The 15,031-nt window shown below is 54.4% G+C and carries 15 protein-coding genes; 1 reads left to right on the top strand and 14 read right to left on the bottom strand.

All coding sequences use genetic code 11. The features are described from left to right. Positions 1-7: 7 nt before the first annotated feature. The 6 genes from paaX to MX657_RS10995 all read right to left on the bottom strand — a co-directional run bounded on the left by paaX (position 8) and on the right by MX657_RS10995 (position 6,402). The gene (gene paaX, locus MX657_RS11020) at positions 8-943 is read right to left on the bottom strand and encodes a phenylacetic acid degradation operon negative regulatory protein PaaX (RefSeq protein ID WP_119915558.1); all 936 of its coding nucleotides are present in this window, start codon (positions 941-943) and stop codon (positions 8-10) included. A gap of 86 nt (positions 944-1,029) precedes the next feature. Continuing rightward, positions 1,030-2,328 (bottom strand): penicillin binding protein PBP4B, encoded by a 1,299-nt coding sequence (pbp4b, locus tag MX657_RS11015; RefSeq protein WP_346808484.1) that lies wholly within the window; start codon positions 2,326-2,328, stop codon positions 1,030-1,032. A gap of 14 nt (positions 2,329-2,342) precedes the next feature. Beyond that, entirely contained in the window at positions 2,343-3,764 is a 1,422-nt protein-coding gene (murP, locus tag MX657_RS11010) for a PTS N-acetylmuramic acid transporter subunit IIBC (RefSeq protein WP_346808483.1), read from the bottom strand. Beyond that, positions 3,764-4,678 (bottom strand): N-acetylmuramic acid 6-phosphate etherase, encoded by a 915-nt coding sequence (gene murQ / locus MX657_RS11005; RefSeq protein WP_346808482.1) that lies wholly within the window; start codon positions 4,676-4,678, stop codon positions 3,764-3,766. The genes murP and murQ overlap by 1 nt, the downstream gene beginning before the upstream one ends. A gap of 9 nt (positions 4,679-4,687) precedes the next feature. Then, positions 4,688-5,257, bottom strand: coding sequence for a DUF2057 family protein (locus MX657_RS11000; RefSeq protein ID WP_346808481.1), 570 nt, complete (start codon positions 5,255-5,257; stop codon positions 4,688-4,690). Between the two features lie 59 nt (positions 5,258-5,316). Next, complete coding sequence (locus MX657_RS10995) at positions 5,317-6,402, bottom strand: porin (protein ID WP_119915553.1); 1,086 nt, start codon at positions 6,400-6,402, stop codon at positions 5,317-5,319. A 218-nt stretch (positions 6,403-6,620) separates the two neighbouring features. Here MX657_RS10995 and MX657_RS10990 point away from each other — a divergent pair, with 218 nt between their 5' ends. After that, a complete protein-coding gene (locus tag MX657_RS10990) occupies positions 6,621-7,457 on the top strand; it encodes an SIS domain-containing protein (protein ID WP_346808480.1) in 837 nt (278 codons plus the stop codon). Positions 7,458-7,513: 56 nt separating this feature from the next. Here the strand turns inward: MX657_RS10990 and paaK are convergent, their stop codons facing one another. From paaK to paaD, 8 genes are read right to left on the bottom strand one after another with little or no spacing between them, the layout of a single operon-like run. Beyond that, the gene (gene paaK, locus MX657_RS10985; RefSeq protein WP_080327200.1) at positions 7,514-8,830 is read right to left on the bottom strand and encodes a phenylacetate--CoA ligase PaaK; all 1,317 of its coding nucleotides are present in this window, start codon (positions 8,828-8,830) and stop codon (positions 7,514-7,516) included. Positions 8,831-8,856: 26 nt separating this feature from the next. After that, a complete protein-coding gene (gene pcaF / locus MX657_RS10980) occupies positions 8,857-10,062 on the bottom strand; it encodes a 3-oxoadipyl-CoA thiolase (RefSeq protein ID WP_346808479.1) in 1,206 nt (401 codons plus the stop codon). After that, a complete protein-coding gene (gene paaI / locus MX657_RS10975) occupies positions 10,062-10,484 on the bottom strand; it encodes a hydroxyphenylacetyl-CoA thioesterase PaaI (RefSeq protein WP_080327202.1) in 423 nt (140 codons plus the stop codon). Before paaI ends, pcaF begins: the two co-directional genes overlap by 1 nt. Further along, entirely contained in the window at positions 10,474-11,898 is a 1,425-nt protein-coding gene (gene paaH / locus MX657_RS10970; RefSeq protein WP_346808478.1) for a 3-hydroxyacyl-CoA dehydrogenase PaaH, read from the bottom strand. The genes paaI and paaH overlap by 11 nt, the downstream gene beginning before the upstream one ends. Position 11,899: 1 nt before the next feature. Beyond that, positions 11,900-12,688, bottom strand: a complete 789-nt coding sequence (paaG, locus tag MX657_RS10965) for a 2-(1,2-epoxy-1,2-dihydrophenyl)acetyl-CoA isomerase PaaG (RefSeq protein WP_346808548.1) — start codon at positions 12,686-12,688, stop codon at positions 11,900-11,902. Next, positions 12,688-13,455, bottom strand: coding sequence for a 2,3-dehydroadipyl-CoA hydratase PaaF (paaF, locus tag MX657_RS10960; RefSeq protein WP_346808476.1), 768 nt, complete (start codon positions 13,453-13,455; stop codon positions 12,688-12,690). Before paaF ends, paaG begins: the two co-directional genes overlap by 1 nt. Then, positions 13,452-14,522 (bottom strand): 1,2-phenylacetyl-CoA epoxidase subunit PaaE, encoded by a 1,071-nt coding sequence (paaE, locus tag MX657_RS10955; protein ID WP_346808474.1) that lies wholly within the window; start codon positions 14,520-14,522, stop codon positions 13,452-13,454. Before paaE ends, paaF begins: the two co-directional genes overlap by 4 nt. A gap of 7 nt (positions 14,523-14,529) precedes the next feature. Beyond that, positions 14,530-15,027, bottom strand: a complete 498-nt coding sequence (gene paaD, locus MX657_RS10950; protein ID WP_346808472.1) for a 1,2-phenylacetyl-CoA epoxidase subunit PaaD — start codon at positions 15,025-15,027, stop codon at positions 14,530-14,532. Positions 15,028-15,031: the final 4 nt, after the last annotated feature.

Genomic DNA, 15,031 nt, shown 5'->3' with positions numbered 1-15,031 from the left:
TCACTCCTTATGCGCTTGTAAGGCCACCAAAGCGTTGATAGTAGAGCGTGCCGGGCACGGGCAGTTCGCCCACGGAGGTTTCACCCTTCTCGCTGACAAAGGCCAGCGCCCCCGGCGCGACACGCTGATAGATATTAATGCAGAGCTGACGGGCGCTTTGCCCCGCCCAGTGCGCGGGCAGCAACTCTTCCGGCAGCAGCGGGTCTTTCAGCACCACGCGACGATAAAAGTGAATCAGCAGCAGCTGGATCTGGAAACAGCGTTCCGGCGTCAACTCCTCCGGCGCGGCCTCTTTCAACAGCGGCAGCAGCGGGCGGAACGATTCGATAAATGTCTCGTACATCGCGTTTTGCTCGGTTAACTGCCAGCACTCTTCCACCCGCGAACGCAGCGCCGCACGCGACAGCGCCAGCGGCGAGTGGGCTTCGAAGAAAATCACGTTTTCCGCCACACCGGCATCGTGAAGCAGGGACTGCACATCCGCCAGATGCTGCGACGGCGAGGCCATCAGGCTCGGCGCCAGCGTGCCAAACCCCTGCCAGATCAGCTGTTTTTTGACGTCGGCAAGAGTGGTTTTGTCCAGCCCTTCGGAGAGCAGCAACAGCCACTTGCCGTCCCAGGCGGGCAGCTCTGCGCGGTAGATCTTATTCTCCGCGCGACGGGTTAAACGCAGCCCCTTATCGCTCAGGCGGTAAAAGCTGCGCCGCCCGATGCGTGAAACATCCAGCCAGCCCTCTTTGTTGAGGCGAAACAGCGCGGTGCGCACGAAGCGCTCACCAAATCCCATTCCCTCAAGCAATGCGGCGAGGCTGCCGAGCCAAATCTCGCCGCCGCGGTGGGAAAGCGCGTCACCGTACAATGAGGAAATCAGCGACGTTCCGCTGATGGGCACCGAGCTAACCGCGTGCTGGATAAAGGCGTCGAGTTTATTCATGTGATTCATTCTGTTGTTATTTTTTTTCGTGGATGAATCATAGCACAGGAATCTGAAAGATACCGGAAGGGCCCCTGTCGAGCCCCTTTTCTGTTTTATTTCAATGCCCCGTATATCTGATCGACAATCCAGCCATATGTCGCTGCTGGCAACAAGCCACTGACAAACACGTTTGGATTCACCGCAGGGTTCGCCACTGGTGAGTGTGGTCTGTTTCCCAGAATGATAATAGCCATGTTGTTAACGGGATCGATAGCTGTCAGTGTTCCCGTCCATCCCGTGTGCCCATACGTTTCAGAACTGGCGAGCACGCCGAAAGTTAGCGTCATTGAAGCGTTACCGTTCACACGCCAGCCCAGGCCAAACGTAGCATCGTCGGCAGAACTGCGCGTAAACTGCTCTACTGTTGCCTTGTCGAAGAGCTTGACCTTCCCGTAGCCGCCACCATTCAACATAACCTGCATCAGCACCGCCATGTCGCTTGTGTTAGAGAACAATCCGGCATGACCAGAGACGCCCCCCATGGAGTACCAGGCCTTTTCGTCATGTACCTGACCCCAGATTGTTTCTTTACGAATGTCAGGGAAACTGATTACACCATCGCGCGTATTACCGTTAAGTTCAGTAGCTGCGATTTGCGTTTTTGAAAATCCCTTAGATAAAGGATTAAATACGGTGTGTGACAGGCCGAGCGGCTGATAAATATTTTCTTCAACATACTTATCAAGCGGCATTCCTGTGACGGATTCAATGATAAAACCGAGTATCATATAATCAACATCGCTGTAGATATGCTTTGTTCCCGGCTTGTACTCCAGTGGCGTTTTCTTAATCATTTCCAGCGTAGTAGGTTTATCCTGTGAGAATAACTCACCTGCTACGTTTTTATTTGGATATTGCGGATCGGCAGGGAACCCGGCAACGTGATGGAGAATATCTGTAATACGAAGATTACTTTTTCCTTTAATTTTATCTTCTGCAGAATCGCCGAAACCAGGTAAATAGGTTGAAACCAGGTCATTGACGTCAATCTTTTTCTCATATACCAACTTTTGCAACGCAAAATTGGTTGCATACATTTTTGTGTTCGAAGCCAGATCGTACAGGGTGCTGGTGGTCGCTTTGATCGGATCGGCAAGCAACACAGAGCCGTCATATTTTTTTGCATAACCCCAGGCTTTTTGCAGCACGATGTGATTGTCTTTAATGACAAGAATATTCATACCTGAATACCCGGCATCAATCTGATGCTGAACCCAGGTATCAAGCCTATTCAGTTTCTTTATGTCAAACCCAACGTTGTCCGGGCTTGTGCTTGTCAGCACAGGATAGTCAGCAGCAAAAGCCGATACAGAACAGGCCAGCAGCAGAGTTGCAATCATTTTGAGTTTCATCGCTATTCCCTTAATTAATCAAGATCAACGTTTTTACTGCCAAACATTGCTGTAAGCATAAACCCTGCAATGTACGAAATCAGAACGCCGCCCCCATAGACTGCAATAGCAGGAAGAATCCCCCTCTCTGAAGTCATAAGAGGCAAAGCAACAAGCCCGGACGGACCAAATGCGCTGTTGAGACCCACTGGTAGCCCAAATTGAGCAACGGTACCAATAAACAGACCGCCAACTGCGCCGCCGATGCATGCCGTAATAAAGGGTTTCATGCGGGGTAACGTCACGCCGTAGATTAACGGCTCGCCAACGCCTAATAAGCCGGGAATGATGGCCCCTTTTATCTGTGAACGCAGCGTGGAAGCCTTATCTGCTTTCCAGTACAGTGCCAGCGCAGCGCCAACCTGCCCAGCCCCGGCCATGGAAAGTATAGGGAACAGGCTGTTGAAGCCTTGTGTATCCATCAGCGCCAGATAAACGGGAATAAAGCCCTGATGAACACCAAATACAACGGCTATCAGGAATACTCCCGCAAGAACAGCACATCCCAGCGGATTGCTGTTCAGGTGCATGAACAGCCAGGACATCCCCTGGAACAGCCACACCCCGATTGGCATGATAATGATATAGGTGACAACAGCCGTGATAACCAGAGTGAACATTGACGTCAGAATCATTTCAAGTTCATCCGGAATATAATTGCGCAGGAAACGTTCAATTTTAGCGCCAGCATAAGAAGCCAGCAGTATGCCGATTATATTACCGCGCGGATCAATGGTATGACCGAAGAAATCCTGTAAACCAGAAAAATAGCCCACCGTTGCCGACGGATTATAGCCAAGAATAAAGAGCGCCGCGATTATTGCACCGTTAACCCCTGTCCCTCCAAATGCTTTTTGCGCGTTGTATCCAACCAGTATCGGCAGGAAGGTAAACAAGCCTTTACTGAATACTTTGAGAAAGTTCAACGCATCAGGTAGCACACCTTTAGCATCCGGTGCGACATGCAATACCGTACTGAGTAACGTTGCGATACCGAGCATTAAGCCAGCGGCGATAAACCCAGGAATAAGCGGTGTGAAAATGGTGGCAAAATTGGCGAGAAATTGTTGCAGAGATGATTGCTGTTTACTTTTCATCTCATTTTTCTTTTCCGCAGCGATAGCATTTAAGTCTTTTTTGCCTAAAAGAGCATTCATAGCGTCTGCTGCACGATTTGCTTTCCCCGTACCGAAAACGATTTGTACTTCGCTACCATTGATAATTACACCGTTTACCAGCCCCTTTAATTCTTCTTTAATCGATGCAGATATCAAAGAGGTCGATGTAACCTTGAGGCGTAAGCGGGTCATGCAATTACCGCATGTTTCAATATTATCTTTTCCGCCAACCAGTTCAAGAATGGAAATGAGCAAATCCTTACTGATATTTTTAGACATTATTCAGCCACTCCCTGCTCTATTGCTAAACGAGTAGATCCGTCGTACTTCTCAAGAAGTTCTGCGGCAATTTTAGAACTGCATTTTCGAGTGAGCATAACAATTGCCTGCTTGCAGTTCTGATTATTTTGTTTAAGCGCGTGTAATGCTTCGGTTCGAGTACATCCGGTGGCGTCGACGACTATCATGACCTGACGCTCGATTAATTTAAGATTGGTAGGAACCACATCAACCATCAAATTACCGTAGACCTTACCCATCTTTACCATCGTGCAGGTCGAAAGCATATTAAGTATCAGTTTTTGCGCAGTACCGGCTTTCATTCGTGAAGAGCCGGTAATCACCTCAGGACCGACGACAGGCGTTATTGCAATATCAGCAATATGGCTGATTGGGCTATCAGGATTGCATGATATTGCTATCGTTTTGCATCCTATAACGTTTTTAGCATGCTCCAGCGCTGAAACGACATACGGGGTGCGACCGCTGGCAGCAATACCGACAAGGACGTCACAATTATCCACGCCATAGGCAGAAAGATCGCTTAGTGAATCAACTCTGGAATCTTCAGCCCCTTCTACAGCATCAGTCAATGCCGTTCTTCCACCGGCAATGATCCCCCTGACTAACAATGGCGAAACACCATAAGTAGGAGGGCATTCACTCGCGTCAAGCACGCCCAATCTACCGGATGTACCCGCGCCGATATATAATAACCGCCCTCCATTTTTTAACGCAGCATGGATCATGTCTACCGCCTCTGCAATTTGTGGTAAACATGACTCCACCGCATCGGGGACTTTTTTATCCTCATTATTAATGACTGAACACATTTCTAAAGTTGATAAACGGTCTAATTCCATAGATGCAGAATTAGAACCTTCCGTAACTAGCTTGCCAAGATCTAAACTCATAACATTCCCTTAGTTGTTCATCAACCATTTCATAAAAATTAATTTTTGTTTATCAGAAAGATTTAAATATGCTTTTTTGGCTTTTTCAATTCCTTCCCGCACTTCGGGCTGAACATTAACCTCTGCTGGCTCGCTGATATCAGTAACAAGCATAGATTTATAGTCCGTGAAGGCGTTGACGCTTTCCTGGTCTATCTTCTTTAATGAGAACGTAACCGGCACGCCGTTTGCGGTTAAAGAAAATGATGGATTTATTGCTTCACTTTTTGCCTCATTTTCGTCGCTGACTTTGCCTGCCGATAATAAAACGGGTGCAGAACCCTCATAGCTAAATGAGATAATATAAGGTGCGGATGTTAATCTTCCCCGTCCCTGATTTACAGACTCGGGGTTTGTTGCGCTATCAAACCTGACCACTAACTGTTGTTTACCCTCCGGCAGCGCAATCTCTCTTGAAAACATAGACACTTTTGCGTTTGCGGCCGCAAGTGCAACAACATTATCACCCAGTTCTAACCTGGTTTGTGCCATGACCATGCTCGAGAAAAACAAAGGCAACGCGAGAAATAATCTTTTCATTGACCTGACCCTCGTAAAGCAATGAGGGTTTATCACCCTCATTATGCGTATTAATAAATTCAAAACTCGTAACGCAGACCAACATGGAAATAATCATCAGCAGGATCGCTACCACCAAATGATACGGTACTACCCGTTACGCGATTTTTTCCTGCCTCACCGTTGCGCCATGAGTAAGAGGCGTACACAGAACTACGTGCAGTCGCTTTGTACTGCACTTCGAATGTAGTGTCGCGTAATTTGAGCTCATCGCCGTCCTCATTTTCTAAATGACGATAGCCGGTTCTGAACCACCACTCAGGTGTCAGTGAATAAACGAGAGTGGCTTCATAATCTTTATCTGTGCTGTCCGGACGACCATCCAGATATTGCACGGTATCTTCGGAATAGAGCAAGCCAAACATAAAGTCGCCGATATAGTAACGGCTACCGGCCCCCCACATTGTATATTCATCTGCATTATCATCCGACTGCGCAGATGTTTCATCATGACTTGCTTTTGATTTCTGTGCGACGAGAACCGGCTGCAGTTTACCAGCAGCGCCCATATCGAGCGTATAGCGCACAGCGGTGTTGACGCCGTAATCAAGATCAGAGCTATTGTTACCGAGAATATAGGCGGTGGAGAAATCAACGTTACCGAACGTATTCTGATACTGAATCGTGCCGTCCTGGCGGAAAACCTGCACTGCCGTTGGATCGATAAAGTTAGCCTGGCGCGCTGCCGCCACATCAGAACTTGCGAACACATCTCCGATATCAGTGAACATGATCAGGCCAGATGAAACGCGCCCCCCTGTTATCTTGCCGTATTCAGCTAAATCCACACCAGCCCAAACATAGCGTGCTGTAAAATCATCGGGATCTTCCGCTTTAATGTTGTTAGCGTATTCAGCAGCGTTAACCTGGTATTGCGTAAAACCGATTATCGCTATCTTGTCATTGATAGCCTGGCGGGCGGAGAAGCCAATACGGGCGTCAAAATCACCGCTCGTATCACCTGTTTTTTTATCTGAAACGTTGAAACCCAGACGGCCATAAAGATCAATGTTTGAGCCATCATTAGCCTGATAGATGACAGCAGCATGAGATGAAACAGCGAAAGCTGCTAATAAATACGGTAAATACCTCAACCCTTTCTTCATAAATAATCCTTATAATTGCTGTGAAACACTCAAATTGTGCGACAGGAATTGTTGATCACGTTTCGGATTAAAAAAAAGGAAAAAAATTTTCCTTTTTAAAAGGTTGTGACATCTGTCAAAATAAATTACTCATTTTTAATAAAATATAATTTGCACTTATGAATTCATGCGGTTATATTTGCTGGCTGATTGGCTGTCTTTTTTAAAGGTACATTACCGTGTATTTAAATAAATTGAAGGCGGGATTAAATAGTTTTTCGAATGTTGAACGTAAGATTGCGATATATATAATAAATAACATTGCACAGCTTAAAGATGCAACAACGACATCTATTGCAAACAAACTGCAGATTGGTGAATCATCTATAACGAAATTTGCTAAAAAACTCGGTGCTAAAGGATTTACTGAACTCAAGATTGCGTTAATTGTTGAAGGTAATAAAACCAAAAATAAAACACTTCACAGCTCTATAAATACAGAAGACCCCTTAAATGTTATAGCTGAGAAATTAATTCATGAAAAGAATGTCGCTATAACCAAAACGACAGAATGTATCAATTTTGAGCTGCTTGAAAAAATAATAAAAAAAATCAACAAAGCAAGACGTATTCAAGTCATTGGTTTAGGAGGGTCAGCCTTAGTTGCTAAAGATCTGGCTTTTAAATTGATGAAAATTGGGTACAACGTCACCTGTGAAGTTGATACGCATGTGCAAATAACGGTTGCTCAGGCTTTGACGAAAGATGATATTCAGATCGTCGTATCTTATTCCGGTAAGAAGAAAGAGATTACCATTGCAGCCAATGCTGCCAAAGAAAAAGGTGCGACCATTATCGCAATCACTTCGATGATGAAAAGTCCCCTCAGACGAATAGCAGACTATTCGTTAGATACTTTATCTAATGAAGATGAATGGAGAAGTTCATCTATCACGTCACGTACAGCACAAAACTGTATTACCGATTTAATATTTATCGGGCTTCTGCAATTAAACGATGTTCGCGCATCGTCTATGATTAAACAAAGTCGAGAGCTGATTAACAAACTTGAATAGCCATTTGTAAGTTTCCAGAAATTCCTCATCCCCGGAAGAGGATGAGGAATCAGATATCAACCGTTGGCCGCCGCTTTACGCAGATCAAACACCCGGCAGGCTTTCCCCTCCGAGCGCGGGATGCTGCCGCAGTTCACAATCATCACGTCGGTGGAAATCCCCACCATCGACTTAATGCGGTGGCGCAGCTGGTGGCACACCTGGCAGCGCTGCTCGTGCGTCAGCGTTAAGCTGCTCTCTTTCAGCTCCACCTTCACGGAAAGTGAATCAAGATGTCCGCGACGGTTCACCTCCAGCTGGTAGTGCGGAGAGAGATGTTCAAACTTCACAATCTCCTCTTCCAGCTGAGACGGGAAGACGTTGACGCCGCGGATGATCAGCATATCGTCGCTGCGCCCGCCGATCCGGTCCATGCGCCGCATGCTGCGCGCGGTCGCCGGCAACAGGCGCGTCAGGTCGCGGGTGCGGTAGCGGATCACCGGCAGCGCCTCTTTGGTGAGCGTGGTGAACAGCAGTTCGCCCTGCTCGCCGTCGTCCAGCGGCGTGCCGTCGTTCGGGTTGACGATCTCCGGGTAGAAATGATCTTCCCAGATGGTCGGGCCGTCGGCGGTTTCAATACACTCCATCGCCACGCCCGGCCCCATCACCTCGGAGAGGCCATAAATATCCAGCGCCGTAATGCCTAAGCGTTTTTCGATTTCGCGCCGCATGGCCTGCGTCCACGGCTCGGCGCCGAAGACGCCCACGCGCAGGGAGCAGCCGCTGGCGTCGCCGCCCATCTGACGCTCCAGTTCCTCAATCAGGTTGAGGCAGTAGGATGGCGTCACCATGATCATGTCCGGCTGGAAATCACGGATCAGCTGCGCCTGTTTCTCCGTCTGGCCGCCGGACATCGGGATCACCGTCGCGCCTAAACGCTCGGCGCCGTAGTGCGCCCCCAGTCCGCCGGTAAACAGGCCATAACCATACGCCACGTGAATTTTGTCCTTCGCGCTGCCGCCCGCCGCGCGCAAGGAGCGGGCCACCAGATTGGCCCAGTTGTCAATGTCGCCCTGGGTGTAACCGACAACGGTCGGTTTGCCGGTGGTGCCGGATGACGCGTGAATACGCACCACCTGCTCCATCGGCACGGCAAAGGTATCGAAAGGATAGTTATCCCGCAGGTCCTGCTTGGTGGTGCACGGGAATTTGCGGATATCCGCCAGCTCTTTGAAATCGTCAGGGTGAACGCCCGCGGCGTCAAACTTGCGTTTGTACATCGGCACGTTGTTATAGGCGTGGTGCAGCGTCCACTTCAGACGCGCGGTCTGCAGCGCCTGTAACTCGTCAAGGGAGGCCGTTTCAATCGGATCAAGCTTTGTTGTATTTGTCATTGTAGGGTGCTCACATTGTAATTTGATCAAACACGCTCAAGGATCATGGCAATGCCCTGACCCACACCGATGCACATCGTACACAGCGCGTAGCGCCCGCCGCGTCGGTGCAGTTCGTTACTCGCGGCCAGCGCCAGCCTGGCGCCGCTCATGCCCAGCGGGTGACCCAGCGCAATCGCGCCACCGTTCGGGTTGACGTGCGCGGCATCATCCGGCAAGCCCAGCTGACGCAGCACGCCCAGCGCCTGCGCGGCGAACGCTTCGTTAAGCTCGATCACGTCCATCTGGTTAATGCTCAGCCCGGCGCGCTCCAGCACCTTACGGGTGGCGGGTACCGGGCCGAGCCCCATCAGACGCGGCTCCACGCCCGCCGTCGCCATCGCCACGATCCGCGTGCGCGGAACGAGCCCCTGCGCCAGCGCCATCTGCTCGCTGGCGACGATCAGCGCCGCCGCGCCGTCGTTGACGCCGGAGGCATTGCCCGCCGTGATCACCCCGTTCTTACGGAACGGCGTTTTCAGTCCGGCGAGCTGCTCGAGCGTGGTGTCCGCACGGGGATGTTCATCTTCGCTGAACTCGGTGACCGCCCCTTTTTTGCCCGGCACCTGCACCGGCACAATCTCCTGCGCCAGAATGCCATTCTGCTGCGCCTGCGCGGTACGCTGCTGGCTGCGCAGCGCGAACGCGTCCTGATCGGCACGGCTGATATTTAACAATTCAGCTACATTCTCTGCCGTTTCCGGCATACTGTCAGTTCCGAATTGCTGATGCATGAGCGGATTCACAAATCGCCAGCCGATGGTGGTATCAAATACTTCCGCCTGACGCTGAAACGCGGCGGTGGCTTTGCCCATCACAAACGGCGCGCGGGACATGGACTCCACGCCGCCCGCAATCAGCAGGTCGCCGTCGCCCGCCTTAATGGCGCGAGCGGCAAAACCAATCGCGTCCAGCCCCGACCCGCAGAGGCGGTTAATGGTGGTTCCGGACACCGTCTGCGGCAGCCCGGCCAGCAGCGATGACATGCGCGCCACGTTGCGGTTATCTTCCCCCGCCTGGTTGGCACAGCCGAAGATCACGTCGTCAATCCGCTCAAGGTCGAGCTGCGGGTAACGGGCCAGCAGCGCGCGCAGCGGCACGGCGCCGAGATCGTCAGTCCGAACGGCGGAAAGCGCGCCGCCGTAGCGCCCCACAGGCGTTCGAACGCCATCACAAATAAATGCGTCACCCATCAGGCCTCTCCTGTCACGTTGCCGCCGATGCGGTGAGATTTTCCGCGAAAAAGGGCGACGGTTTTCTGTTGCTGGTTCTGGATTTCAATGTCATACACGCCGGTCAGCTTGCCCTGATGCTTCACCCGCGCGGTGGCGGTGAGCGTGTCCCCGGCAAAGCCCGGACGCAGAAAATCAATCGAGCAGCCGGAGGCTACCGCCGCCAGGCCCTGGCTGTTGCAGGCGTAGGCAAAGGCGGTGTCTGCCAGCGAAAACAGCTGTCCGCCGTGGCAGGTTTTATGGCCGTTGAGCATCTGCGGGGTGATGGTCATGGACACCACCGCGTAGCCGTCGTCCATGTCGACGATGTCCATCCCCATCGCCTGCGCGCAGGCGTCCTGTTCATACATGGCGCGGGCGTTGCGCCAGGCGTTATGACTCATAGCTACTCTCCAGAAGCGCGCGCTGGCGCAGAAGTGAACAGGGGCGATAGCGCTCTTCGCCGTAATGACGCTGCAGGTTCTCCAGCAGCGTCAGCAGACGCTGCCAGCCCAGTCGCTCGCCCCAGGCAATCGGGCCGCTCGGGTAGTTCACGCCGAGGCGCATGGCGGTATCGATGTCCTTCTCGCTGGCGACCCCTTTTTGCAGGACATCCAGCGCTTCGTTGGCGATCATCGCCACCGTGCGCCAGACCAGCAGGCCGGGATAATCGGCAATCTGTACCACCCGGAGCCCCTGCTGTTGCAGGTAGCGGATGGCTTTTTGCGTCGCGGTATGCGGGTTGCTGGCGGCGGCGGCGATGACCGCGACGTCACGCTCAATGCGGTCCACCACCACCACCGGGCCGTTCAGCCGCAGCGCCAGCGCCTGCGCGGTTTCGCCCTGCGTTTCAATCAGGTACAGATCATCAATTTCTGTGACACCGTCACGTTTCTTTTCCATTCGCATCGGGCTATAGCTGTCATTCACGGCCTCTGCCCAGCGCACCTCGGGCTTCTCGCCCTGCCAGTCATAAACGCCCTTCCCGCTCTTTTTGCCCAGCCTTCCCGCCAGCACCAGCTCCTGCTGCACCAGCGAGGGCAAAAAACGACGCTCCTGCCAGAAGGCGTTAAATACCGAGCAGGTCACCGCAAAGTTGACGTCCTGACCAATCATGTCGGTCAGCTCCAGCGGCCCCATCGGGAAACCGCCGCCTTCGCGCAGGGCTGCATCAATTACCTCCGGCGGCGCGACCTGCTCTTCCAGCGCGCGCCAGGCTTCGGAATAGAACGGACGGGCTACGCGGTTGACAATGAATCCCGGCGTTGAGTGGCAGCGAACGGGCTGCTTGCCCCAGTTCAGCGCCAGCTCGCTCAGCGCGTCGGCCACTTCCGGAGAGGTCGCCAGCCCGCTCACCACTTCCACCAGCTTCATTACGGGCGCCGGGTTGAAGAAGTGGAGCCCGGCAACGCGCTCCGGGTGGTGAATATCAGCGGCAATCGCCGTGACGGAGATGGATGAGGTGTTGCTGGTCAACAGCGTCTGTGGCGGGCAAATTTCTGCCAGTTTCGCAAACAGTGTTTTTTTGACGTCAAGGCGTTCGGATGCCGCCTCAATAACCAAATCTGCCGATGCCAGCGCATCGATATCCGTCGCAGGAACCAGCCGGGCGAGGATCTGTCCGCTCGCGTCCGCAGAAAGCTTTCCGCGCGTTACCCGAGACGCGAGGCGTTGACGAATGCCGTCAATCGCGCGGGAAATGGCGTCGGCAGAAATATCGTAAATCAGAACCTGATGACCGTGGCTTGCCGCCACTTCGGCAATCCCCGCGCCCATCGTGCCGCTGCCAATCACGGCGACAGTCCGTATGTTCAGCATCTTATTTCCCCGTAAAGTTCGGCGCGCGCTTCGCCAGGAAAGCGCTGACGCCCTCGCGGTAATCGTCGCTGCGTCCGGCCAGGCGCTGATAGTCGCGCTCAAGATCGAGCTGCGCGTCCAGGGTGTTAGTTTCCGCGGCGTTGATGGCCTGCTTGATCAGCCCCAGCCCAAAGGTCGGTTGAGACGCAAAATGCAGCGCCAGCTGCTGTGCGGTGGCGGAGAGCTGGTCGTCGTCCACCACCTGCCAGATCATCCCCCACGCCTGCGCCTGTTCGGCGCTGAGTTTGTCCCCGAGCAGCGCCAGCCCCATGGCGCGGGCGCGTCCGGCCACGCGCGGCAGCAGCCAGGTACCGCCGCAGTCCGGCACCAGGCCGAGCTTGCTGAAGGCCATCACAAAGTTGGCGGAACGGGCGGCAATCACCATGTCACAGCCGAGCGCCAGCGTCGCCCCCGCGCCAGCCGCCACGCCGTTTACGGCACAAATGACCGGCTTCGGCAGTTTTGCCAGGCGGCGCACCAGCGGGTTGTAGAAGGTTTCTACGGACATCCCCAGATCCGGCGCCGGGCCGTTGGGGTCGACGTTGCGGTCGTTCAGATCCTGACCGGCGCAGAATCCGCGTCCTGCCCCGGTGATCAGCAGACAGCGAACGGTGTCATCCCGCTCGGCCTGTTTCAGGCATTCGGCTAGCTGCTGGTGCATCACGTCGTTAAAGCTGTTCAGGCGCTCCGGACGGTTCAGCGTAATGGTCATTACGCCCTGTTCTACGTGACTGAGAATAAATTCCACAATTAGCGTCCTTTAAAGTCGGGGGTGCGTTTTTGTAAGAAGGCGTCGATACCTTCCCGGCGGTCTTCGGTGGCGGAAAGCAGCGTAAACAGCTGGCGTTCCTGCGCGAGTCCGGCCTGGAGCGGCACCTCCTGCGACTGGCGCAGCGCCTGCTTCGCCGCCTGCAGCGCCAGCGGAGAGTGGCGCGCCATCAGCCCCGCCTGTTTCAGGGCGTACTCCAGCGTCAGCGCTGCCGGGTAGACATCGCTCACCAGCCCGGCGCTCAGCGCCTGCTCTGCGGTAATACTCTCGCCGGTCAGCACCATTTTGCTGGCAAGGGATTTACCCACGCTGCGGATAAGACGCTGGGTGCCACCCGCGCCGGGCATAATGCCCAGCGTGATTTCAGGCAGGCCGAAACGGGCGTTGTCACCGGCAATGATCGCGTCGCACAGCAGCGCTAGCTCACAGCCTGCGCCCAGCGCGAAGCCGTTCACGGCGGCAATCAGCGGTTTGTTAAACGCGTTAATGCGCGCCCACAGCTGCGGGCGGATATCGTTCAGGGTGGCGGGCAGGTCTTTCTCTGCCATTTCATTGAGATCGGCCCCGGCGGCAAAGCAGCGCTCGCTGCCGTAAATCACACAGACGGCGATGTCGGCATCCACGGCGGCAGCCTCAAGCTGCTCAGCAAGCTGCGTCAACAGCCCATTGTTGAGGGCGTTGCGCGCCGCCGGACGGTTGAGCGTCAGCTGCAGCACGCGGCCATGACGGGTAACAATCAGTTCGCTCATGCCATCCCCTTCGCGTCGAAGTCGACAATCACGTCGGCGGTTAACGGCAGCGACTGGCAGCTCAGCACGTATCCGGCGGCCAGCTCGTCCGGCTCCAGGCTGTAGTTGGTCGCCATGTCCACCTTCCCACGCAGCACTTTGCATTTACAGGTGGCGCACACGCCGCCCTTGCAGGCATACGGGAGATCCGCCCCCTGACGCAGGGCGGCATCCAGGATGCTTTCGTCGTCCGCCGTCAGGGTGATTTCACGGTCGCGCCCGTCCTGGCGCACGGTCACTTTCTGTCCGTCGGCCTGTACGTGCACCGCGCGCTTAACGGTGATTCCGGAGGTGTTAAAGCGCTCAAGGTGAATGGATTTCTCCGGCATCCCCAGCGCCTTCAGCGCGGCCTCGGCATCGTCCATCATCGCCGACGGGCCACAGATAAACGCCTCGTCGTACTGGCGGAAGTTGATCAGGGTTTTCGCCAGCGCCCGCAGCTTTTCCCCGTCGATGCGACCAAAGAGCAGATCGCTGTCCAGCCGCTCCTGGCTGAAGATGGAGATCAGCTGTAAACGCTGCGGATATTTGTCCTTCAGGTCCGCCAGCGCCTGGCGGAACATCATGCTCTGGCTGCTGCGGTTGCCGTAGATCAGGGTGAAATGGCTGTTGGATTCGGTCGCAAGCGTGGCGGAGATAATCGCCAGCATCGGGGTGATCCCGGAGCCTGCCGCAATCGACAGGTAGTGGCCTTCACGTTCAGCCTGCGGCTGGTAGCCAAACTGCCCCTGCGGAACCATCACCTCAAGCGCCATACCCGCTTTGATCTCATCCCGGGCATAGCGGGAAAAGCGCCCGCCGTCGATAGCTTTCACCGCCACGCTGATCTCGCCCGGGGCGGTACTCCGGCAGATGGAGTAGCAGCGACGCAGCTCGTCCTCGCCCAGCGTCGTTTTCAGGGTCAGATGCTGGCCGGGACGGAATCGGTAGGCCTCCTGCAGCGCCTGCGGCACCGCAAAGGTGATGGTCACCGCGTCGCGGGTTTCGGGTTCCACTTTTGCCACTGTTAATGAATGAAACGTTGTCATGGCAGCCTCAGATACATTTGAAATAGTCGAAGGGCTCGCGGCAGGTATTGCAGCGGTAGAGCGCTTTGCAGGCCGTCGAACCAAATTCACTGATAAGCGAGGTGTCGGAGCTGGCGCAGCGCGGGCAGCTCACCTCCACAGGCGCGTGCGCGTGACAGCTATGCCCCACAGGTGGGCTGATGCCGTACGCCCGCAGGCGCTCGCGCGCGTCGGCGGTCATCCAGTCGGTGGTCCAGGCGGGTTCAAGCTGGAGCACGATATGCACCGGGGTAAAGCCGCGTTTAGTCATCGCATCGCGGATCGCCCCCAGCAGGTGTTCGGTTGCCGGACAGCCCGAGTAGGTGGGCGTGAAGCCAATGACCCAGCCTTCCCCCTGCGCCTTCACGCTGCGCACCATGCCTAAATCGGTGATGGTTAACACCGGCACTTCCGGATCGGGGATCTGGCTTAGCAGTGTCCAGATCTCAGGTATTTGCGCGGGCGCGATGTCGACGAGGCGTTGCATAGCG

It is taken from the genome of Enterobacter chuandaensis (assembly GCF_039718975.1).
Taxonomy (GTDB): domain Bacteria; phylum Pseudomonadota; class Gammaproteobacteria; order Enterobacterales; family Enterobacteriaceae; genus Enterobacter; species Enterobacter chuandaensis.
This window is presented reverse-complemented; position numbering and strand designations above follow the sequence as displayed.